General features: G+C 69.4%; 18 protein-coding genes. 8 read left to right on the top strand and 10 right to left on the bottom strand.

Translation table 11 applies throughout. The annotated features are described in order from the left end of the window. Nucleotides 1-18: 18 nt before the first annotated feature. The 7 genes from NHL60_RS04660 to NHL60_RS04630 form a co-directional block, all read right to left on the bottom strand. Complete coding sequence (locus NHL60_RS04660) at nt 19-1,380, bottom strand: serine hydrolase (RefSeq protein WP_253449584.1); 1,362 nt, start codon at nt 1,378-1,380, stop codon at nt 19-21. A 110-nt stretch (nt 1,381-1,490) separates the two neighbouring features. Further along, on the bottom strand, nt 1,491-3,311 hold the full coding sequence (locus NHL60_RS04655; protein WP_253449581.1) for an ABC transporter ATP-binding protein: 1,821 nt from the start codon (nt 3,309-3,311) through the stop codon (nt 1,491-1,493). A 73-nt stretch (nt 3,312-3,384) separates the two neighbouring features. After that, entirely contained in the window at nt 3,385-4,434 is a 1,050-nt protein-coding gene (locus NHL60_RS04650; RefSeq protein WP_253449577.1) for an extracellular solute-binding protein, read from the bottom strand. A gap of 56 nt (nt 4,435-4,490) precedes the next feature. After that, a complete protein-coding gene (locus NHL60_RS04645; protein WP_301271092.1) occupies nt 4,491-5,303 on the bottom strand; it encodes an ABC transporter ATP-binding protein in 813 nt (270 codons plus the stop codon). Continuing rightward, a complete protein-coding gene (locus NHL60_RS04640; RefSeq protein WP_253449574.1) occupies nt 5,300-6,415 on the bottom strand; it encodes an iron chelate uptake ABC transporter family permease subunit in 1,116 nt (371 codons plus the stop codon). Before NHL60_RS04640 ends, NHL60_RS04645 begins: the two co-directional genes overlap by 4 nt. A gap of 18 nt (nt 6,416-6,433) precedes the next feature. Then, nucleotides 6,434-7,405, bottom strand: coding sequence for an iron ABC transporter permease (locus NHL60_RS04635; protein WP_253452008.1), 972 nt, complete (start codon nt 7,403-7,405; stop codon nt 6,434-6,436). Between the two features lie 53 nt (nt 7,406-7,458). After that, nucleotides 7,459-8,385, bottom strand: a complete 927-nt coding sequence (locus tag NHL60_RS04630; RefSeq protein WP_253452005.1) for an ABC transporter substrate-binding protein — start codon at nt 8,383-8,385, stop codon at nt 7,459-7,461. A 244-nt stretch (nt 8,386-8,629) separates the two neighbouring features. Between NHL60_RS04630 and NHL60_RS04625 the strand changes: the two genes are divergently transcribed. From NHL60_RS04625 to NHL60_RS04600, 6 genes are all read left to right on the top strand, one after another. Then, entirely contained in the window at nt 8,630-10,837 is a 2,208-nt protein-coding gene (locus NHL60_RS04625) for a TonB-dependent receptor (protein ID WP_253449571.1), read from the top strand. Nucleotides 10,838-11,056: 219 nt separating this feature from the next. Continuing rightward, nucleotides 11,057-11,971 (top strand): LysR family transcriptional regulator, encoded by a 915-nt coding sequence (locus NHL60_RS04620; RefSeq protein ID WP_253449568.1) that lies wholly within the window; start codon nt 11,057-11,059, stop codon nt 11,969-11,971. A 66-nt stretch (nt 11,972-12,037) separates the two neighbouring features. Then, nucleotides 12,038-12,913: an AEC family transporter gene (locus NHL60_RS04615; protein ID WP_253449565.1), complete on the top strand. Its 876-nt coding sequence runs from the start codon at nt 12,038-12,040 to the stop codon at nt 12,911-12,913. Between the two features lie 104 nt (nt 12,914-13,017). Beyond that, complete coding sequence (locus NHL60_RS04610; RefSeq protein WP_253449562.1) at nt 13,018-14,181, top strand: PQQ-dependent sugar dehydrogenase; 1,164 nt, start codon at nt 13,018-13,020, stop codon at nt 14,179-14,181. 77 nt (nt 14,182-14,258) lie between these two features. Continuing rightward, nucleotides 14,259-15,740 (top strand): ATP-binding protein, encoded by a 1,482-nt coding sequence (locus NHL60_RS04605; RefSeq protein ID WP_253449559.1) that lies wholly within the window; start codon nt 14,259-14,261, stop codon nt 15,738-15,740. Nucleotides 15,741-15,751: 11 nt separating this feature from the next. Beyond that, complete coding sequence (locus NHL60_RS04600; protein WP_253449556.1) at nt 15,752-17,140, top strand: sigma-54 dependent transcriptional regulator; 1,389 nt, start codon at nt 15,752-15,754, stop codon at nt 17,138-17,140. 70 nt (nt 17,141-17,210) lie between these two features. Here the strand turns inward: NHL60_RS04600 and NHL60_RS04595 are convergent, their stop codons facing one another. Next, complete coding sequence (locus NHL60_RS04595) at nt 17,211-17,531, bottom strand: hypothetical protein (RefSeq protein ID WP_253449553.1); 321 nt, start codon at nt 17,529-17,531, stop codon at nt 17,211-17,213. A 331-nt stretch (nt 17,532-17,862) separates the two neighbouring features. On the opposite strand from NHL60_RS04595, the gene NHL60_RS04590 reads away from it, so the two are divergent. Both NHL60_RS04590 and NHL60_RS04585 read left to right on the top strand, forming a co-directional pair. Beyond that, nucleotides 17,863-18,288, top strand: coding sequence for a universal stress protein (locus NHL60_RS04590; RefSeq protein WP_253449550.1), 426 nt, complete (start codon nt 17,863-17,865; stop codon nt 18,286-18,288). Nucleotides 18,289-18,348: 60 nt separating this feature from the next. Beyond that, nucleotides 18,349-19,995: a BCCT family transporter gene (locus NHL60_RS04585; RefSeq protein WP_253449547.1), complete on the top strand. Its 1,647-nt coding sequence runs from the start codon at nt 18,349-18,351 to the stop codon at nt 19,993-19,995. 57 nt (nt 19,996-20,052) lie between these two features. Here the strand turns inward: NHL60_RS04585 and NHL60_RS04580 are convergent, their stop codons facing one another. Beyond that, complete coding sequence (locus NHL60_RS04580) at nt 20,053-20,778, bottom strand: 3'-5' exonuclease (protein WP_253449544.1); 726 nt, start codon at nt 20,776-20,778, stop codon at nt 20,053-20,055. Beyond that, nucleotides 20,775-22,697, bottom strand: a complete 1,923-nt coding sequence (locus NHL60_RS04575; RefSeq protein WP_253449541.1) for a DUF294 nucleotidyltransferase-like domain-containing protein — start codon at nt 22,695-22,697, stop codon at nt 20,775-20,777. The genes NHL60_RS04580 and NHL60_RS04575 overlap by 4 nt, the downstream gene beginning before the upstream one ends. Nucleotides 22,698-22,837: the final 140 nt, after the last annotated feature.

Genomic DNA, 22,837 nt, shown 5'->3' with positions numbered 1-22,837 from the left:
GCAGACAATCCGGGTCCGCTACTCCACCTCACGCCCCATCAGGTACTCGGCCAGGGCCTGATAGGCGGGTAGCGAGGTGGCATCGTTGGCCGCGTTGCCCGCCACCGGGTGGGAGGCGAAACGCACGATCACCATGCGGGCGGTGGGATCGACGTAGATCGTCTGGCCGTGCACGCCGCGGGCGGCAAAGGCGCCATGCTCGTTGTGCAGTACCCACCACATGCCGCGGTAGCTGCCGCCGGGCAGGTTCGCGTAGCCGGCCCGGGCGAAGGCATCGCGGTCGCCGCCCTGGCGGATGCGCTCGACCGCCGCCTCGGGGAAGAGCCGCTCGCCGTCGAGCTCGCCGCCCTCCAGCACCAGCTGGCCGAGGCGCGCCAGGTCGCGCAGGCCGGCGCTCAGCCCACCGCCGGCGAAGGGCGTGCCGATGGCGTCCACGGTGAAGTAGGCGTCCTGCTCGGCGCCCATGGGCTGCCAGAAGCGCTCGCTGACCAGGTCCGCCACCGAGCGGCCGGCGGTGCGGGCGATGATCCACCCCAGGGCATCGGAGTTCACGGTACGGTAGCCGAAGGCCTCGCCGTGGGTGCCCTCGGGCTGCACCGTGGCCAGGAACTCGTAGTAGCTCCGTGGCCCTTCGTAGTCGTCAGGCTTGGGCAGCGGGCTTGCCGCCGCGTTGTAGGTCCAGATCTCCGCCTCGGGGTCGGCGTAGTCCTCGCTGAAGTCGAGCCCGGTGGTCATCTCCATGACCTGCTGCACGGTCGCGTTGCCGAAGGCGCTCTCCTCGAGCTCCGGCAGGATCTCCGCCACCAGGGCCGTCTCGTCCAGCACCCCTTCGGCCACCAGGATCTCGGCCAGAAGCCCCGTCACCGACTTGGTCACCGACATGGCGCCATGCACGCCAGCCTCGTCCAGGCAGCCCGCGTAGCGCTCGTGGACCACCCGCCCCTCGTGCAGCACCAGAAGGCCGTCGGTGTAGTTGGCGTCGAAGGCCGCCTCCCAGGTCATCGGCTCGCCGCCCCCCAGTGGGGTGAAGGTGACCGCGTCGATATTCGGATCCAGGGCATAGGGCAAGGGTCGTGGCGCCTCGAGGCCGCGACTCACCCGCCGTGTCGGCAGCAGCTCGCGAAAATGACACACCGTCCAGCGCAGCTTGGGAAAGCTGAAATAGTCGCTGTCGGGCTGGCCGATGATCTTCTCGGGCGGCGGCGGGAAGCCCTGCATCCAGCCGAGCGCCACCGGATCGGACTCCGCCGCCGTGAGAAGCGGTTCGGCCGCCGCCGGCAGCGCCATGCCCGCCGCCGCGAGGGCGGCGACCAGCGCCCGGCGCCCTAGCCGCGCAGGCCGCTGAAGCCCCGATATTCCAGACCCCACGTTCGCTGACATGACGCTCGCTCCTGTCTCGAGGTGATGGAGCGAGTCTTGCCCAGAACGGAACCGCGAGCAACGCCGCCGCGATGAAGGGCACCGTCTCAAGCACCGCCCCAGGCAGCGCCTCAGCCGAGCGGCTCGCCTTCCATCAGCGCCCCGGTCTGCACCCGCCACTGGGCGGCGTAGCGGCCATCGGCCTCCAGCAGCGCCGCGTGGGTGCCGCGCTCCACCACCCGGCCGCCCTCGATCACCACGATCTCGTCGGCGTGGACGATGGTGGAGAGGCGGTGGGCGATCATGATCACGGTGCGGCCGTGGGCGATCTTGCGCAGGGAGCGCTGGATGGCGGCCTCGGTCTCGTTGTCCACGGCGCTGGTGGCCTCGTCCAGCACCAGGATGGGCGGGTCCTTGAGCAGCGCCCGGGCAAGCGACAGCCGCTGGCGCTGGCCGCCGGAGAGGCGGATGCCGCGCTCCCCCACCGGGGTGTCGAGCCCCTGGGGCAGCGCCTGGATGAACTCCCACGCCTCGGCGGTGCGAGCCGCCTCGATGATCTCGACTTCCGCGGCCTCGGGCTTGCCATAGGCGATATTGTCGCGAATCGAGCCCTCGAACAGGTAGACGTCCTGGCTGACCAGGCCGATGGCGCCGCGCAATGAGGCGAGGCTTACCTGATCGATGGGCTGGCCGTCGATCAGCACCCGCCCGGCGCTGGGGTCGTAGAAGCGCAGCAGCAGCTTGATCAGGGTCGACTTGCCGGAGCCGGTGGCCCCCACCAGGGCCAGCGTATGGCCGGCGGGCACCCGGAGGCTGATGTTCTCCACTCCCACCTCGCTTGCCGCATAGCGAAAGCTCACCCCCTCGAAGCTCACCTCGCCGCGCAGCGGCTCGGCCAGGGGGGCGTCATGGTTGTCGCGCACGGTGATGGGCACCGCCAGCAGGTCGAGGATGCGCCGAGTGCTGGCCATGGCGCGCTCGAAGAGGTCGATCACCTCGGCAAGACCGGTCAGCGGCCAGAGCAGGCGCTGGGTGAGGAACACCAGCACCCCGTAGGCGCCCACGTTGAGGTCGCCGCGCAGGGCGAGCATGCCGCCCACGGTGAAGGTGGCCAAAAAGCCGGCGAGGATCGCCATGCGGATCACCGGGATGAAGGCGGAGCTGACCCGGATCGCCCGGCGGTTGGCCTCCACGTAGGCCTCGCTCACCTCGCGCAGCCGCGCCGCCTCCCGGGCCTCGCTGGTGAAGCTCTTGATGGTGGCGATGCCGGCCAGGTTGTTGGAGAGCCGGCTGGCGAGATCGCCCACCTTCTCGCGCACGTCGGCGTAGAGCGGGCCGGCCTTGCGCTGGAAGAAGAAGGCGCCCCAGATGATCAGCGGAATGGGGGTGAAGGCGAGCAGCGCGATCAGGGGCGAGATCACGAAGAAGACCGCCCCCACCGCCACCACGGTGACGCCCACCTGGATCAGCGAGTTGGCGCCGCCGTCGAGGAAGCGCTCCAGCTGATTGACGTCGTCGTTCATGGTGGCCACCAGCTGCCCCGAGCTCTTCGACTCGAAGTAGGCCATGTCCAGGCGCTGGGCGTGCTCGTAGGTGTCCAGGCGCATGTCGGCCTGGAGCCGCTGGGCGAGGTTGCGCCACAGAATCTTGTAGAGGTACTCGAAGATCGATTCGCCGGCCCAGATAAAGAAGGTGAGCACGGCCAGGATCATGATCTGCTCCTGGGGCGTGGTGAAGCCCAGCCGCGCCACGAAGCTGCGCTCCTGGTTGACCACCACGTCGATGGCCACGCCGATCAGGATCTCCGGGGCGATATCGAAGATCTTGTTGATGATGGAGCAGCTGGTGGCGGCGATGATGCGCCGCCGGTAGCCGCGGGCGTAGCGCAGCAGGCGCACCAGCGCCTGGAAGCTGTTGGGTGAGGCACTGGCGGATGAGGCGGAAATCGTCATGGGGCGTCCTTGTGCTTAGCTCGCGAAGCATAGCCGAGGGCGCCCGCCCCCGGCCAATGCCGGCTCCCCGCGCTTACTCCCAGCCGGCGCGCAGCATGATCTCCCGGGCGGTCTCGGCCTGCTCGCCCATGGCGGTGATGGCGAGCGCATCCATGGTCGCCTCGCCGAATACCGCCTCGGCCTCGACCGGGCCGATATCCGCCACCACCGGGTAGAAGATGCCCTCGGCCACGTCCTGCTGCACCGCGTCGGACGCGGTGTGCTCCAGGAACAGGCGGGCGGCGTCGGCGTTGGGGGTGCCGCGGGCCACGGCGAAGGCGGCGACGTTGCGGTAGGCGCCGCGTCCCTCCAGCCCCTCGCCGGCCTGGTTGGGCCATACCAGGGTCAGGGACTCGGCCAGCTCGCGCTGCTCGGCCTCCTCGCCGCCCAGCATGCGCAGCAGGTAGTAGTGGTTGGCGACGGTCACCGCGCAGTCGCCCTCTGCGGCCAGGGCGGCGAAGAGCTCACCGTCGCGCCCGCCGGCGGGGCGCGCCAGGTTGGCCGAAAGCCCCTCGACCCAGGCCTCGGCCTGCTCGGCGCCGTGGTGCGCCACCATGGCGCTGACCAGGGAGGTGTTGTAGGCCGAGGCGCCGCCGCCCAGGCAGAGCCTGCCGGCCAGGCGCGGGTCGGTGAGGGCCTCGTAGCTCTCCGGCACCCAGTCGAGCTTCGCCTCGTTAACCACGATCACCCGGGCCCGGGTGGCGTAGCCGCTCCAGCCCGCCTCGAGGTCGCGCAGGGCCGCAGGCACCCGCGCCTCCAGGGTCTCGGATTCCAGCGGCTGGAACCAGCCGGCCTGACGCTGGCGATGGATATTCGCGGAGTCCACCACCATCAGCACGTCGGCGGGCGGCGTGGCGCCCTCCTCTGCCGCCGCCCGCATGCCGTCCGTGAACGCCTCCATGGAGGTTTCCACCAGTTCGACCGGAATGCCGGTCTCGGCGGTGAAGGTGGTGTAGATCGGCGCCTCGGGGTCGGCCAGCCGCGGCGAGAAGACCTTGAGGGGCTCGGCGGCCAGGGCCAGGGGTGAGGCGACCAGGGCCGCCAGGGGCAGCAGGCGCAGGGTGCGGGACGTAGCGGATGACATGGCGATTTTCCTTATCGGTGGGGAAAGAGCAGGCAGAAAGCGCGACCGGCGCCGCCTCAGCGGCCGGGCGAGAGGCGCCGCAGATCGGTGAGAATGGGGGTCCCGGTGACCGGGTCATGAAGCAGGGTGCAGGCGACGTCGTAGAGCTCGCGCACCAGCGCCTCGGTGACCACCTCCGACGGGGCGCCCTGGGCCACGATGCGCCCCTCGCGCATGGCCACCAGGTGGTCGGCGTAGCGGCAGGCGCTGGCCAGGTCGTGGAGCACCAGGGCCAGGGTGCGGCCGGCGGCAGCAAGGCGGCGCACCAGCTCGAAGACCTCCAGCTGGTGGCCCAGGTCCAGGGCCGAGGTGGGCTCGTCGAGCAGCAGCAGCGGGGTCTGCTGGGCGATGGTCATGGCGATCCAGGCGCGCTGGCGCTGGCCGCCGGAGAGCGCCTCCAGGGGGCGCTCGGCCAGGGCCTGGAGCCCCGCGGCGGCCAGCGCCTCCTCCACCGCCCGCTGGTCGTCCGCCGACCACTGGCTGAGCCAGCCCTGGTGGGGCTGGCGGCCGAAGCGGATCAGGTCGCGCACGGTGAGCCCCTCCGGCGCGCTGGCCTCCTGGGGCAGCAGCGCCAGGCGCCGGGCCAGCTCCCGGGCCGGCAGCCGGCGGATATCGCCGCCGTCGAGAAGCACCGCGCCCCCTTCCGGGGCGTGCAGCCGGGCCAGGCCGGCCAGCAGGGTCGACTTGCCGCAGCCGTTGGGCCCGACGATGGCGGTCACTCGGCCCGGCGGCAGGGCGAGATCCAGGCCATCGATGACCGGGGTGCGGCCGTGGGCGAGACGCAGCGCCTCGGCCTCAAGGCGCTGCAGCGGCAGGGTTCGCGCATTCATGACAGCCTCCTCGAGGCGGGTCGCAGCAGGATCCACAGCAGCCAGGGGCCGCCAACGATGGCGGTGACGATGCCCACCGGCAGCTCGATGGGGGCCAGCAGCACGCGGCCGGCCAGGTCGGCCAGCACCATGACCAGGGCGCCGGCCAGCGCCGAGGCGGCCAGGGGCACGCCCCGGGACGACGACAGCGAGCGGGCGATCTCCGGGCCGATCAGCCCCACCATGCCCACCGGGCCGGCCACCGCCACGGCCAGCGCCGTCAGCAGCACCGAGAGCGAGAGCACCTGCGCGCGGCGGCGGCGCAGCCTCACGCCGAGCCCGGCGGCCACGGCGTCGGAGAAGCGCATCAGCGAGAGCGAGCGGCCGAGCGCCAGGGCCAGCGGCAGGCCCACGGCCAGGCCCAGGGCGAGCACGCTGACCGCGCTTCCCGAGCGGGCGTTGAGGGTACCCACCGTCCAGGGGTAGGCGGCGTTGGCGGTATCGATGGGCACCCGGGCCAGCAGCAGCTGGGTGACGGCGCCGAACACCGCGCCGATGCCGATGCCGGCCACGATGAAACGGTAGCCCCGGGTATCGCCGCCGCTGGCCAGGCCGAAGGTGATGGCCGCGGCGGTGGCCGCGCCGGTGAGGGCCATGGCCGGCGGCGCCAGCGAGACCCCCAGCCCCACGACGGAGGCCACGGCGAAGGCGGTAGCGCCGTTGTCGATGCCGATGATGCCGGGCGTGGCCAGGCGGTTGCGGGCCAGGGTCTGCATCAGGCAGCCCGCCACGGCGAAGGCGGCGCCGGTAAGCCAGGCGGCCGCCAGCCGCGGCAGGCGCAGGTCGTGGATCACGAAAGCGGTGACCACCTCGCCGTCGCCGGCGAGTGCCCGGATCAGCTCGCTGGCGCTCACCGGGATGCTGCCGGCCATCAGGTAGGCAGCGGAAGCGGCCAGCAGCAGCGCCAGCAGCAGCAGGTTCACCGCCAGGGCACGGCGCTCGAGCAGCAGGCTGGCCCGGCCGGCGGTCAGGTGCCAGTAGCCGGAAGGCGGCTGGCTATCGCCCTGCGAGTCCTGCCCCGCCGCCGCTGACTGCCACCGAACTGACTGCCCCCGAAGGCGCTGCGTCTCCATCGTTGTCTTTTCCTTTTCCTAGAGCGTCGGCAGGCGGCGGGCGCGCACCACCGCCACCAGCACCGGCGCGCCGAGCAGGGCGGTCAGCACGCCCAGGGGCATCTCCGCGGGGCTGACCAGCAGCCGGGCGGCGACGTCGGCGCCGAGCACCATCAGCGGGCCCAACGGCAGGCAGAGCCAGAGGGTGCGGCGGATATCGGGGCCGGCCAGGGCCCGGGCGGCGAAGGGCACCACCAGGCCCACGAAGGCGATGGGGCCGGCGATGGCCGTGGCGGCACCCACCAGCAGCGCCACCGCCAGGACCACCAGCAGGCGCACCCGGCCGGGATGGTGCCCCAGGCCCGCGGCCACCCGCTCGCCCAGGGCCAGCGCCGCCAGGGGGCGGGCCAGCCACAGGGTCAGGCCCAGGGCCAGGGCGAGGCTCGGCAGCACCGCCAGCAGGTCCTCCAAGCGCCGCCCGGAGAGGCTGCCGATCACCCAGAAGCGAATCTCGTCGGCGCTGCGCTGATCGAACAGCAGCAGCAGCGCGGTCAGCGAGGCGAGCAGCGCCGAGAGCGCCGCCCCGGCCAGCACCAGGCGCACCGGGTCGCTGCCCACGCCACGCAGGCGTACCACGCTGAGCACGGCGGCGCAGCCGAGCAGCGCGCCGAGCTGGCCCACGGCCACGCGCAGGGTGGCGGTGCTGGCGCCCAGCCAGAGCGCCACGCCCACGGCGAAGGCGGCCCCGGCGCTGACCCCGAGCAGCCCCGGCTCGGCCAGGGGGTTGCGGGATACCGCCTGGAGCAGCGCCCCGGAGACCGCCAGTGCCAGCCCCACCCCGATACCGATCAGGGTGCGAGGCAGCCGCAAGGAACCCACCACGAAGCGTGCCTCCTCGTCACCCGCCCCCAGCAGTACGGCCAGGGCCCGGGCCGGGCCGACATCACCGGCGCCCAGCAGCAGGCTGGCCAGCACCGCCAGCAGCAGCAGGACGCAGGCCAGCGCCGTCATCCCGGCCAGGGAACGCCGGCCGTGCAGGGCTAGAGGGGCCGCCACTCCCGCCATCAGGGCAGCAGCGCTGCTTCAAGCTCTTCGAGGATCGCCAGGGCGGCCAGGGGGCCGTTGGCGCTGGTCCAGAGCTGACCGTCCACCGGCACCACCCGGTCAGCAGCCACCGCGGGCAGGCGGGCGAAGGCCGGGGAGCGGCGGGCCGCGTCCAGCGCCTCCTGGCCCTCCTCATTGAGAGTGGCCAGGAAGAGCCAGTCGCCGTCCAGTCGCGACAGGCTCTCCAGGCTCAGGGTATCGCTGTGCACCACGCCATCGCGCACCAGGCCGGCGTCGCTGAGATCCAGGCCCGCCTCGGCGATCAGCCCGGAGGTAAAGAGCCGCTCCGACATCACCATGGGGCCCTGGGGCATCCAACGGATCAGGTTGGCGCTGCCCAGGCCATCGGCTTCCTCCAGCGCCTCGGCCAGGGCGGCGCTGCGCTCGTGGACCTCGGCGATGGCCGCCTCCATGGCGTCGGCCTGGCCGAGGGCCTCGCCGAAGAGGCGCGCCTCGGCCTCCCAGTTGTCCGCCGCCAGGGGGCGAGCCTCCGGCACCACGGTGGGAGCGATGCGCGACAGCAGGGCGTACTGCTCGGCGCTGAGCTGCGGCGCGGCCAGGATCAGGTCCGGGCGCTGGGCCAGCACCGCCTCCAGGTTGATCTCCCGCACCACGCCGACGATGGCCAGCTCGGCGCCGGGGTGCTCCGCCTCCAGGTGGGACTCGATATAGCGGGCCACGCCGTCGCCGCCGCGGGTGGTCACCGCCGCCACGGGCAGCCGGCCGGTGGCCAGGGCGGCATCCAGGGCGCCCTCATAGAGGGTGACGATCCGCTCGGGGGACTCGGGCACCTCGACGGGACCATTGGCCGTCTCGACGCTGTGCGCCTGGGCCCCCAGAGCCAGGACCAGAGATGCCCCGCCCAGCAGCAGGCGAAGGGAGGGCATCAGGGGCGGGAACAAGGGCTGGCGTGGCATGGAGAACTCCCGGACAGGTTGAAAGCCATGCATGTTAATGATTCTCATCCCCAGGAGATACCCCTACCGCCGGAACACCGCGTTCGAGGCAGCGCAACCGAGCGCGTTGCGTCTTCGGCAACGCGGCGTTTCGGCCTCGCCGCTGTTCGCCGGGGAACTTTCGGGCCTAGAATCGCCGCTGAATTTGAGAATCAAACTCATTCAAGAGGACGCCATGCTTCGCTCAGCCCACCCCTTCCGGCCCAAGGCGCTGGCCAGCGCCATCGCCCTGGCCGCCGTTACCGCTCTCCCCGCCCAGGCCCAGTCCGGTGACAGCGCTCGCCTGGAGAACATCGTGGTCACCGCCGCCGGCTTCGAGCAGGCGCTGCGCGATGCGCCGGCCAGCATCTCGGTAGTCACCCGGGAGGAGCTTGAGCGCAGGCGCTTCTCCAATATCGGCGAGGCGATTGCCGACGTGCCCGGGGTCGACGTGCGTTCGGGCACCGGCAAGACCGGCGGGCTCAACGTCAGCATCCGCGGCATGCCGGCGGAGTACACCCTGATCCTGATCGATGGTCGCCGTCAGAATACCGCCGGCAGCGTGACGCCCAACGGCTTCGGCGAGACCGCCACCAGCTTCATTCCGCCGCTCTCCGCCATCGAGCGCATCGAGGTGATCCGCGGGCCCATGTCGACCCTCTACGGCTCCGACGCCATGGGCGGGGTGATCAATATCATTACCCGCCGGGTGGCCAGCGAGTGGAGCGGCTCGGTGGCGGTGGACACCACCTTCCAGGAGGACCGCGACGCGGGTAACTCCCAGACCCTCAACCTCTATGCCACAGGCCCATTGGTGGAGGAGCGCCTCGGCGTCCAGCTGCGCGGCCGCCTCTATGACCGCGATGCCTCCGAGCGCCTGATCGAAGACGGCACCGGCCGCGACCCTCGCCCCGTCGAGGCGCGCATCTACTCCATCGGCGGCCGGCTCAACGCCACCCCGGACGAGACGAACGAGCTGTGGCTGGATCTGGAGCGCGCCCGACAGGTCTATGACAATTCGGACGGCCGGCTGGGCAACCTGGACACCCCGGAGCGAGTCTTCGGCTACGAGGATGAGCTGCGTTTCAACCGCGACCAGGTGGCCATCGGCCACACCGCACGGCTGCCGGCGGGCACCCTGGAGAGCAGCCTGACCCACAGCACCACCGAGACCCTGGGCCGCACCCTGCCGGCGGGCAGCGCTCCCGACTTCGGCTACGAGGCCGAGGGCGGCGAGCCGCGCCTGCTGGAGAATCGCGATATCACCTTCGATTCGAAATTCGTGATGCCGCTGGGCGACCATATGCTGACCCTGGGCGGCCAATACATCGATTCACGGCTGGAAGATGGCGCCGCAGGCAGTCAGGTGTTCCGCCAGGACAGCTGGGCGCTGTTTGCCGAGAACGAGTGGTGGCTCGCCGAGGACCTGGCGCTGACCCTGGGGGGCCGCTACGAGAACCACGACGCCTTCGGCGGCCACTTCAGCCCCCGCGGCTATCTGGTGTGGAACACCAGCGACGACTGGACCCTCAAGGGCGGCATCAGCCGCGGCTACAAGACGCCGACCCTCAACCAGCTTCACGACGGCGTAACCGGCTTCACCGCTCAGGGCCAGACCGTCACCATCGGTTCACCGGACCTCGAACCCGAAAAAAGCACCAGCTACGAGCTGGGCGCCAGCTACGACAACCAGCGGGGCATCACCGCCAGCGCCACGGCGTTCTACAACCGCTTCACCGACCGTATCGCCAGCGCCGCGGATGTTCCCAACTGCCAGTTCGTGGATAGCGACGGCAATACGCCCAACGCCGGCCTGGCCAACTGCCTAAGCGTGGGCAACTTCACCGCCCAGGAGGGCTTCGGCCAGCTGGTCAATATCGATCGCGCCGAGACTCGGGGCATCGAATTCAGCACCCGGGTGGAGCTGACTCCCTCCTGGTACCTGAGCGGCGGCTATACCTGGACCGACACCGAGATCACCTCCGGCGACAACGAAGGCCTGCTGCTGACCAACGCGCCCAAGCACAAGCTGACCGCCGGCGTGACCTGGCAGATCAACGACCGCTGGAGCACCAGCCTGGACGGTGAGTATTACTCCTCCCGGGAGCGCTTCTCCGGCGGCCTGCCCACCTCGGGCCAGAACCTGGCGCTCTACGAGCAGGTGGGCAACAAGCTGGACGGCTACGAGCTCTTCCATCTGCGCAGCTCCTACCAGCTGGCAGAGAACGTACGCCTGACCGGCACCGTCTACAACCTCTTCGACAAGGACTTCGGCAAGGCCGACAGCTACGAGTGGCAGGGTGACACCTACCAGGCCTACCGCTTCACCCAGACCGGACGCTCCACCGACGGCGTGGCCCTGGACGGCCGCAGCTTCTGGCTCTCCGCCAGCTACGACTTCTAGGCCGCTCGGCGCCCGGAAGCGCTGTCGCCCGACGGCACTGTTTCGATCCTGACCTTCGCCCCGGCACCGCCGGGGCTTTTTTGTGTCGACACCCTTTGCCACGGCGTCGGGTGCGTGGCAGAGAGAAGCATGAGACGCAGAAGCAATTAGCAATGATTTTCATCCGCATGATTAGCTGGCATACTGCCGGGGACAAGGACACCTGCCACGGTTGCTTCCATGCACGACTTCGATGAACTCAACGCCTTCGCCTCCGTCATGGCCTCAGGCAGCCTGACTCGCAGCGCCCGGGATCTGGGGCTCGCCAAGTCGACGCTGAGCCGCCGCATCAGCCACCTGGAGGCGCGGCTGGGCCAGCCGCTGCTACGCCGCCAGGCCAACCGCCTGATTCCCACCGAGGCCGGTCTGGTCTTCCACGACTACTGCCGCGACATGCTGGCGCTGGCCGAGCGCAGCCAGGCCGCCCTGGACGAGCTGCGCGAGGAGGTGAGCGGCGAGCTGGCCATCGAGGCCCACTGCGCCCTGACGCGCAGCTGGCTGGCCCCGGTGCTGGACGCCTTCCTGGCCCGCTATCCCGAGGTGGAGCTCACCCTGCGCACCTGCGACACCCCTTGCCTCCATCCGGACAGCCGAGGCGTGAGCGTTTGGCTGGGCGAGGTGCCCTGCTCGGCGCTGCGCCAGGAGTCCCTGGGGGCCCTGACCCGGGGCCTGCACGCCCACCCCGACTACCTGGCCCGCCGCGGGTCGCCAGACCACCCCCGGGAGCTCGCCCATCACGCCTGGATCGATCTGCTGGGCGCCAACCGCGACGGGGTGGCGCTGCACCACCGGGACGGCAGCCGCTTCGACTTCCAGCCGCCGGTCTCGCGGCTGCGGGTCGACCTGCCGGAGCTGCAGCTGGACGCCGTGGCCCGCGGGCGCGGCCTCGGCCTGCTGCCCCACTGGATGGTGGCCCGCCGCGAACACCACCATCCCGGCGAGCTGGTGGCCTGCCTGCCCGAATGGCAGCCCGAGCCGCTGCCGATCACCCTGCTCTACCCCTTCGGCCATCAGCCGCGGCGGGTCACCGCCCTGCTCGACTGCCTGCGCCAGGCGGTCCCCGAGGCGTGGCAGATGGCACGCCAGGCGGCCTGAGCCCGCCCTTGCCGCCCACCCTGGCCTTGCGGACAATAGTGCGCCCTGACCAACAAGGACGCCTGCATGCTTGCCGAACTCTTCGCGGTGATGGCCCCGGTGCTGGCCGGTGCCGGCCTGGGCTATACCTGGGTGCGCCTGGGCCACCCCTACCCGGTGGAGTTCGTCACTCGCCTGGTCTTCAATATCGGCACACCGGCGCTGATCATCGCCTCCCTCTCCGGCGCCGAGATCGATGCCGGCAGCGTCGGGCGCACCATGCTGGCCGCCGCCCTGGTGATGACCGCCATGGCCGCCGCGACCCCGCTGATGGCACGGCTGCTGGGCCGCGACTGGCGGGTGATCCTCGCCCCCATGATGTACCCCAACACCGGCAACATGGGCCTGCCGGTAGTGCTTTACGCCTTCGGCAGCGCCGGCTTCGCCTTCGGCATCACGGTGATGGTGACGGTATCGCTGTTCCAGTTCACCGTGGGCTCGATCATGGCGAGCCAGGGCAACGCCCTGAAGACCCTGGCCCGCACCCCCACCGTCTACGCCATCGTCTTCTCCCTGGGGCTGCTGCTCACCGACACCGAGCTCCCGCGCTGGCTCGACAACAGCGTCGACCTGATCTCCGGCTTCACCGTGCCGCTGATGCTGATCACCCTGGGGGTGTCGCTGGCCAGCATCCAGGTCAGGAGCCTCACCTCCGGGGTCGGCTTCAGCCTGGTGCGCATCCCGGTGGCGGCGGGGCTCGCCTGGGGTATCGCCGCCCTGCTGGGACTGCCCCCCCTGGCCCAGAGCATCCTGGTGCTGCAGATGAGCATGCCGGTGGCGGTCTTCAACTACCTCTTCGCCCAGAAGGCCGGCCGCGAGCCCGCCTATGTGGCCAGCCTGGTGTTCTGCTCGACCCTGATGGCGCTCTTCTATCTGCCGCTGCTGCTGGCCTGGCTGATGTAAGCAAGCGTTGCCATATGGCGACAGGGAACGCGCCCGCCGCCGAAAAGTCCCTATGCTGGTAGATGCCTCATCTTTCGATGAACGAGCCAACGAGGGGGAAGACCATGCCTGCACCACTGCGCAGACTGCCCACCGCCCTGCTGCTGGGAGGGCTGGCCGTTGGCGGCCAGGCCCTGGCCGCCGAGACCCTGCCCGAGATAGTCATCGAGCGAATCGCCACCGACCACCACGACCTGCGCCTGGAGCGCCTGGCCACCGGCCTCGAGCACCCCTGGGCGGTGGCCCAGCTGCCCGACGGCAGCTTCCTGGTCAGCGAGCGCCCCGGCCGCCTGGCCCATATCAGCGAGAACGGCGACATCCGCCATCTGGAGGGCGTACCCGAGGTCAACGCCCGCGGCCAGGGCGGCCTGCTCGACGTGGTGCTCCACCCCGAGTACGGCAGCGAAGGGGGCGAGCAGGACTGGATCTATTTCACCTGGAGCCAGGCCGGCAGCGGCGGCACCGCCACCGCCCTCTCCCGGGCTCGGCTGGGCGACGGCGCCCTGGCGGAAGTGGAGGAGCTCTTCGTCGAGGACCGCTTCTCCGGCCCCGGCCGCCACTACGGCTCGCGCCTGGCCTGGCTGCCCGACGGCACCCTGCTGATGAGCATCGGCGACCGCGGCAGCCATCCCGAGCGCTCTCAGGACCAGGGGGACCATGCCGGCAGCGTACTGCGCCTGACCGAGACTGGCGAGGCGCCGGAGGACAACCCCTTTGTGGATGATGCCGACGCCCTGGACGAGCTCTACAGCATCGGCAATCGCAATATTCAGGGCATGGTGGTGAACGCAGCGGGGCAGGTCTGGGCCACCGAGCACGGCCCCAGGGGCGGCGACGAGCTCAACCTGATCGAGGCGGGCGAAAACTACGGATGGCCCGAGGTGAGCCTGGGCCGCGACTACGCCACCGGCCGCCCCATCGGGGCTGATTCCCTGCCCGGGATGCGCGACCCGGTGCACGTCTTCGACGGCACCCTGGCCCCCTCTGGGCTCGCCGAGGTGGCAAGCGAGCACTTCCCCGAATGGCAGGGCAGCCTGCTGGCCGGGGGGCTGCGCAGCCAGCTGCTCAAGCGCCTGGTGCTGGAAGGCAACGAGGTAGCCGAGAGCGAGGTGATTCTCGATGGCGAGATCGGCCGCATCCGCGACGTGCGCCAGGGGCGCGACGGCGCCCTCTACCTGCTCGATGACGATGAGCGCGGCAGCCTCTTCCGGCTGATGCCGGCTCAGTGACGCTTGTCGGCAAGGGTCGCTCACGACGCCGGCCACGCGCTCAGCGTGGCCGGCCAGCGCCAGCCACGGGAGCCCGCATGCGACTGCGCAACCTGATCATTCTGACCGTCATCGTGCCGCTGTTCCTGATCCTGGTGGTCTTCAGCCTGGTGGCGATCCACTCCCTGGAGGACAACGTCCGCTCCAAGCTGCAGACCGAGGTGCAGATCATCACCCACGCCATCGGCACCTCCCTGGGCTACGCCCTGGCCCGGGATTCTCCGGAGTCTCTCGAGGAGTCGCTGCACTCGGCCTTCTCCTTCCACCGCATCTATGGCGCCTACGTCTTCGACGTGGCGGGTCGGGAGGTCTACGGCCTGGGGCTCGGCCGAGAGCTGTTCGAGCCCGAGGAGATTCGCGCCGTGGTGGAAGACGGCGAGCTCACCGGGACCTATCGCCAGCACGACGGCTGGAACTACTATTCGGCACTGATGCCGCTGGCCACGCCAGGCGGCGAAGTGCGCGGGGTGCTGCAGGTCAACCGCCTCAACACCGGCATCGAGAACTACACCGGCTTTCTGACCCTGGTGGCCGGGGCGGTCTTCCTGGTCGGCTCCGCCGGCATCGTGTTCGGTATCTGGTGGGGCTTCAGGCGCCACATCGAGCGACCCCTCAACCGCCTGCTCGAGGTGATGGCCCGGGTCGAGAACGGTGATCGCCAGCAGCGCGCCGAGCCCCGCGGCCCGGAGGAGTACCGCCGCCTGGCGGTGGCCCTCAACGGCATGCTAGACGCCATGGCCGAGAAGGATGCCGATATCGAGGCGCGCCGCCTCAACGAGATCGCCCTGGAGAAACAGCTGCGCAAGTCCCACAAGCTGGCCGAACTCGGGGTGCTGGCCGCCGGCGTCGCCCATGAGATCGGCGCGCCGCTGACGGTGATCAACGGCCAGGCCCAGCGCCTGGCCCGCCGGGAGACCATCGGCGACGACGAGCGCGCCCGCCTGACCCGCATTCGCGGCGAGGTGGAGCGCATCGTGGAGATCGTGCGCCAGCTGATGGAGCTGGGGCGGCGCCACAACGTCGAGAAGGAGTGGGTGGCCCTGGACGACCTGGTACAAGGCGCCCGCGACCTGGTGGAGGAGGAACTGGAGCAGCACAGCACCCACCTTGACACCGAACTGCCCGAGCCGCCGCCGCGGCTGCTGGTCAACGGCCAGCAGCTGACCCAGGTGCTCACCAACCTGCTGCGCAACGCCGCCCAGTCCGCAGGCACCCGTCGCGTGCGGCTGAGCGCCGAGACCCGCGGCGAGCAGCTACGTCTACGCCTGGAAGATGACGGCAGCGGCATCAGCGAGGCCGACAAGCCTCAAGTCTTCGACCCCTTCTTTACCACCAAGCCGGTGGGCCAGGGCAGCGGCCTGGGGCTCTCCATGGTGCATCGCATCGTCAACGACCACGGCGGCACCATCACGGTCTTCGACAGCGAGCTCGGCGGCGCCGGCTTTTTGATCACACTACCGCTGGAAGACCGCCTGGAAGACGGCAAGCCCTTGCCCGCCGCCTCCCAACCGCCCACATGAGGACGCCAAACGTGACACGAAAGGACGCCGTGCCCCCCTGCCCGATTCTGATCGTCGAGGACGACCCGGCCATCCTGGAACTGCTCGAGGAGGAGCTCCAGGACGCTGGCCATGGCACCCTGGGCGTTGCCAGCGCCGAGGATGCCATCGCCACCCTGAGCCACACCCCGGTGGCCATGGTGATCAGCGACGTGCGCCTGCCCGGCATGAGCGGCCTTGAGCTGCTCGAGCGACTGCGCGCCGAAGATAGCCCGCTGGGCTTCATCGTCATCACCGCCTTCGGCACCATCGACCAGGCAGTGGAGGCGCTCAAGCTCGGCGCCGACGACTTTCTCACCAAGCCCCTGGACCTGGAAAACGTCCAGGAGGCGGTATTCCGAGTGCTGGAGCATCGCCGTCTGGCCGAACGCTTCCACCGGGAGGGCCCGCCCCGCCACTTTCACGGCATCATCGGCGAGAGCGAGGCGATGCAGGGGCTCTTCCATGACGCCGCCCGCCTGGCGAGAAGTGATGCCCCCATCCTGGTGCTCGGCGAGAGCGGCACCGGCAAGGAGCTGCTGGCCCGGGCGATCCATGCCGAGAGCCCGCGCGCCGAGGGGCCCTTCGTGGCGGTCAACTGCGCCAGCATCCCCGGCGAGCTGATGGAGAGCGAGTTCTTCGGCCACGTGAAGGGCGCCTTCACCGGGGCCAGCGAGCACCGCCAGGGGCTCTTCCAGTCGGCCCGGGGCGGCAGCCTCTTCCTCGACGAGATCGGCGAGATGTCACCGGAGCTGCAGGCTAAGCTGCTGCGCGCCCTGCAGGAGAAGACGGTGCGTCCGGTGGGCGGTGAGCGGGAGGAGCCGGTGGATGTGCGCATCATCGCCGCCACCCATCGGGATCTGGAGCAGGCCATCGAGACGGGGCAGTTTCGCAACGACCTCTTCTATCGCCTGGAGACCTTCTCGCTGCGCATCCCGCCGCTGCGGGAGCGGGAGGGGGACGTGGAGCGGCTGATCACGGCGCTGATCGACAAGCACGCCGGCGCCCAGGAGAAGCCCATCGAGAGCATCGAGCCTGCCGCCCTGGAGGCGCTGCTCGGCTACCCCTACCCCGGCAACGTGCGCGAGCTGGAGAACGCCATCATGCGCGCCGTGACCCTGGCCGAGGCCGGGGAGATCCGCCTGGCGGACCTCCCCGAACGGCTGCGCGACCGGCCCCACCCCTCGCGGGCCGAGGGCAGCGAAGTCCGGGCAGGCAGCCTGGTGCCCGGTGACGGGGCACAGCCCTGGCCAAGCCTGGAAGAGGTCGAGCAGCGCTATATCCGCAAGGTGCTGGATGCCACCGGCGGCAACAAGCGACGCACCGCCGACATCCTGGGCATCGCCCGGCGCACACTCTATCGCCGTCTCGACGACCGCTGAGCCCGGGGCCCTGATGTAAAAACCCCCTGCACCTGGCAGGGGGAACGCAGGGGTCAGGCCGGAAAACCGATCAGAAGCTGCCCGGCTCCTCCTCATCCATTGCCGGTTCGTCCATTGCCGGCTCGTCCATCATCGGCTCCTGGCTCTCCATGGGGTCCATGGGCTCCTCATTCATGGCCGGGTCCTGCCCCATGGCGGGCTCATCCTCCATGGGCGCCTGCTGGGCCGGCTCCTCCATAGGCGGATCCGCGGGCTCCATGGGCGGCAGCTCATCATCGCCATTCCCGCAGCCGGCCAAGGCCAGGCTGCCGAGCGAAAGCGCGGCGATGGCGGCCATGGCCTTGAGGCGACGGCCAAACGGCATCGGCATATCGGAACGCTGATGGGTCATGCTTACCTCCTCGCTTGTCGAAGTCTCTCCCAAATTTAGCACACTCCATGCCAGACCAGCCCAAATGATAAATATCATCTATTTTTCATACACTTGAGAAAATAAGACGAATCCCGACAGGCCCCCGGGCACCTTCGGGAAGTGAGTCGATCTGGCACATGAGGCGCCTTGCCACCCCGTTTTCGCCCCGTCGCTTATTCGGAATCAACGCTATACAAAGGTATAGTTTGCTCGGTAGACCGAACGGAGACGCGAGTCGCCATCCTGCCGTTGGCGGCTGGGCCTGGACGCCCTCGAGAGCCTCATCGCAGCCGACCAAGGAGATGCCGTGATGTACAGAAAGATCATGGTGCCGATCGACCTCGCCCATATCGAGGTGATCGAGCCCACCCTGGAGACCGTGGCGGACCTGGCCCGCCACTACGATGCCGAAGTGTGCTACGTCGGGGTCACCTCCACCACGCCGAGCAGCGTGGCCCGGACCCCCGAGGAGTTCACCCGCAAGCTCGAGGCCTTTGCCCAGAAGCGCGCTGCGGTCCATGGCCAGCCGGTCAGCACCCACACCATCGCAAGCCCGGACCCCGTGGCCGACCTCGACAGGGACCTCGTCAAGGCCATCGATGAGGTCGGCGCCGACCTGGTGGTGATGCCCACCCACCTGCCGAAGCATATCGACGTGATCATGCCGTCCCACGGCGGCAAGGTGGCGACGCATACCGATGTGTCGGTATTCCTGGTGCGGCCCCGCAAGGGCTGAGCCGCCGGAGCGGATTCGCCACTCGAGCAAACCAGAGACCACCCAAGGGAGATAGCCGTTATGGCTGATAACGAGAATGCCAACGGGAAGCCGGAGGCTTCCGAAGGCATACCGGCCCCGGAGGGGGCCGCCAACCTGATCGACACCGACTACGTGATCGGTCAGGACAATATTTCCGCCTCGCCCATGGGGATCGACGTGGACCTGCACGGCAAGGTCTTCGCGGTCTCCTCCATCGTGGTGCTGTTCTTCGTGATCATCACCCTGGCTCTGCAGGAGCAGGTCGCGCCGCTCTTCAGCGCCACCTTCTCCTTCCTGACCGGCAACATGGCCTGGTTCTTCCTGCTGGCCGCCAACATCTTCGTGCTGCTGTCGGTCGTGCTGATCTTCACGCCCCTGGGGAAGGTGCGCATCGGCGGCATGGACGCCAAGCCGGACTTCAGCTACGCGGGCTGGTTCGCGATGCTGTTCGCCGCCGGCATGGGCATCGGCCTGATGTACTTCGGCGTCTCCGAGCCCATGGACCACTTCCAGGCGGCGCTCGGCGGCATCAGCACCGAGAACGGCGCGCGCACCGATTGGGCCCCCCTTGGTGCCGCCGAGGGCGACGAGGCCGGCGCCCTGGCGCTGGGCATGGCCGCCACCATCTTCCACTGGGGCCTGCACCCCTGGGGCATCTACGCCGTGGTGGCGCTGTCGCTGGCGATCTTCTCCTTCAACAAGGGCCTGCCGCTCACCATGCGCTCGATCTTCTACCCGATTCTGGGTGAGCGCGTCTGGGGCTGGCCGGGGCATGTGATCGATATCCTGGCGGTATTTGCCACCCTGTTCGGCCTGGCCACCTCCTTGGGCCTGGGCGCCCAGCAGGCCACCAACGGCTTGAACGACCTGTTCGGCATTCCCGACACCAACGTCACCATGGTGCTGCTGATCGTGGCCATCACCATCGTGGCCATCGGCTCCATTACTCTCGGGGTGGACAAGGGCGTACAGCGCCTCTCCCAGCTCAACATGGGCCTGGCCTTCCTGCTGCTGGCCTTCGTGATCATCGTCGGTCCGACGCTGATGATCGCTACCGGCTTCTTCAAGAACCTGGGCCACTACCTCACCTACCTGCCGGCACTCTCCAACCCCTTCGGCCGCGAGGATGCCAACTTCAGCCAGGGGTGGACCGCCTTCTACTGGGCCTGGTGGATCTCCTGGTCGCCCTTCGTCGGCATGTTCATCGCCCGGGTCTCCCGCGGGCGTACCGTGCGCGAGTTCCTGATCGCCGTGTTGCTGGTGCCGTCGCTGGTCTCGGTACTGTGGATGACCTCCTTCGGCAGCTCTGGCATCAGCCAGCTGCTGGCCGGCACCTTCGAGGGCGAGGCGGATGCGCTCTTCGTGATGCTCGCCGGCCTGCCGCTCACCGAGATCACCTCCTTCATCGCCATCGTGCTGGTAATCGTGTTCTTCATCACCTCCTCAGACTCCGGGTCGCTGGTGATCGACTCCATCACCGCCGGCGGCAAGGTGGACGCACCCAAGCCCCAGCGCATCTTCTGGGCCATCATCGAGGGGGCCATCGCCATCGGCCTGCTGATCGGCGGCGGCCTGGCGGCGCTGCAAGCGGCGGTGATCTCCACCGGCCTGCCCTTTACCTTGGTCCTGCTGGTGGGCTGCTACGCCATCATCAAGGGACTGATGAGCGAGCCTCGCGTCAGGTAAGGGCAAGCGAAGCCGGCGTGAAAGTGGAAAGGCGACCTTCGGGTCGCCTTTTCGCGTTCAGCTCCAGAGCTCACCCACCGGGGTCTGGGGCGAGTAGCGGCTGGCCACCTGGGCCTGGAGCAGCTCGGCAGTGGCCAGGGCGTCGACCAGGGCGTGGTGGCCCTGATAGGCAGGCAGGCCGTAGCGCTCACGGCTGTTGTGCAGGCGGATGGAGACCGGCGGACGGCCCAGCCAGCGGCGAAAGCGCGCCCAGAGCGACTGGCGATGGAGGCGCGCCTCCAGGGACATGGTGTCGATCATCGGGAAGCGCAGCCCCTCCCCCAGCCGGGCCTGGATGCCGCTGTCGAGGAAGGGCCGCTCGATCTGACGGTAGTGCACCACGGCGACGCGCCCCTTCAGCACCTCCAGCAGCTCGGGGAGCACCTCGGCGAGGTCCGGAGCCCGCTCCACCTCGGCGTGGGTGATATGGTGCAGGGTCACCGAGGTCTCGGTGAGCTCGCGAGCCGGCTTGAGCACCCAGTAGCGCCGCTCGCGCAGCGGAATGCGCGCCAGGGTAAAGGGCACCACGCCGACGCTGACGATGGCGTGGCGCCGGGGGTCGAGCCCGGTGGTCTCGATATCCAGGGCCGCCATCGGCACCTCGGCGATGGGGGTGGCCGGGTCGGGACAGCCCGCGGCGCAATAGGCCTTGAGCAGCGGATGCTGGACCCGGGCGGCCCGATCGGCCAGGTACTCGGGCCAGCCGGGCGCCTGCCGGCGCGCCGCGCCCGGCAGCCGAATCACCGGCTACCCCGCGAGCGGCGCGCCGCTCCGGAAGGGACCGGGTAGCGGAACTTGAGAAACTTCTGGGCGTTGCTGAGCACCTGGAAGGCATCCTTGAGGGTATGGCGCTCGGTGTCGCCGACGTTTTCCGGCTCGATATTGTTATCGGGGGTACGCTCCTGCTGCAGATCGTAGGCCTGGTGGCGAATGCGCACCATGGAGAGAAACTCCAGCGCGTGACGCAGCTTCTCGCTGACCCCCGGCGCCAGCAGCTGGGTACGACCGATATCGTCGAGGCGCTCGAAGCTGTTCTGGGCCCGAGAGCCGCAGGCCAGGGCGTGAACGCGGATCAGGTCGGTGAGAGGCGCGGTCCCCCGACGCTTGATATTGATGGTGTTGTTCTGCTTGCCGTCTTTCTCCATCACGAAGGTGCGAAAGACCCCCAGCGGCGGCGTGCGGTTCAGGGCGTTGCGGGCCATGGCGGCCAGAAAGAGCGGGCTTTGGGGCGCCTGCTCGGCCACCAGGTCCTGGAGCTGCTCGACGAAGACGTTCTCGCCGTGGACGACATCCAGGTCGAAGAAGATCGAGCTGTGCAGCAGCCGCTCCGGGGTGGGGTCTCGAATCCAGTCCAGGAAATAGCCCTTCCACACCGACAGCGGCTGCCGCCAGCGCGGGTTGGTGGCCATGATATCGCCGGTGCAGTAGGTGTAGCCGCAGGCGTGCAGCCCGTCGCTGACGATCTTCGCCATCTCCAGGAAGTAGGCGTCGTGGAGCTCGGGGTCGAAGGCGTCATCCAGCACCAGGGCGTTGTCCTGGTCGGTGACGATGGACTGCTCGTTGCGCGCCATGGAGCCCATGGCCATGAAACAGTAGGGCACCGGCGGCGGGCCCAGGGCCTCTTCGGCCAGCTCCAGCAGGCGGCGGGTGAAGCTGCGCCCGATGGTGGAGAGCGCCGAGCCGATCATCCGCGAGTCGGCGCCATCCTCCACCATGCGCACGAAGGCGGCGCGCACGTCCGGGGCGAGCCGGGCGAGCCCCTCCGCCGAGGACTGGTTGAAGATGTTGCTGACCAGGTAGAGGCTGGAGTGGGTCTCGTAGCGAATGATGTCCGAGAGGTGCACGATGCCCACCGGATGGCGCCGATACACCACCGGGAGGTGGTGGATATTGTTGCGCAGCATGGTGAGCATCGCCTCGTGCACCGACTCGTCGGACTGGATCGCCACCAGGTGGTGGCCGACCACCTCCCCCACCGGCGTCTCGGGGCCGCGACCCTCGGCGATCATGCGCCGGAAGTCGCTGTCGGTGAGGATGCCGCACACCTGCCAGGCGCGCTCCTCGCTGTCCCGGAAGGTGTAGCGGGGGTTGTCGCCGGGGGCGTCGAGCACCAGCACCGCCGAGGCGCCGGAGTCGCTGATCTGGCGAGCGGCCTGCTGGACCGTGGTGCTCGCCTCCACCATCACCGGGTAGCGGGTCAGCAGCTTGCGCACCCGGGTGATCATCATGTCGTTCTGCTTCTTCTGATGCTCCACCACCGACTCGAGGCGTGGCCGCTCGAGCTCCACGAAGTCGGCGAAGTGCTCATCCTCCTCGCAGAGACGCTGGAAAAGCGCATCGGGGAGGAAGTAGACCAGGGTGTCCTCGAGAGCCCGCACGGGATAGCGGACCCGGTGATTTCGCAGCAGGCTGAAGTGACCGAAGATGTCGCCCTCACCGCGGCGGTCGTAGAGCTCGCCATTGCGGCGATAGACCTCCACGGCGCCGCTGCGGATATAGCCCAGCTCGTGGATCTCCTGGTCGAGCAGCAGGATGTCGCTGCCGGCCTGGAAGTAGGCGACCTCGACCTGGCCGGCGATCTCGTCGAGGAGCTCGTCGGAGAGCGCATCAAAGGGCGGGAAGCGCCCCATGTGCTGGCGAATTTCCAGCAGTTCGACTTCCATGCGTCACGCTCCCCTCTGGCGGTATCGTCACGCCAAGTCTGGGAGTTCGCCGGGGCGCTGTAAAGCGTATGGCGGGCAGGCGCCCACACGAAGACGGCCACCCCGGAGGGTGGCCGTCTCGGCTGCCGATGGGAGTCGGC

The organism is Halomonas sp. Y3, assembly GCF_024137965.1.
In the GTDB taxonomy this organism is placed as follows: domain Bacteria; phylum Pseudomonadota; class Gammaproteobacteria; order Pseudomonadales; family Halomonadaceae; genus Halomonas; species Halomonas mongoliensis.
This window is presented reverse-complemented; position numbering and strand designations above follow the sequence as displayed.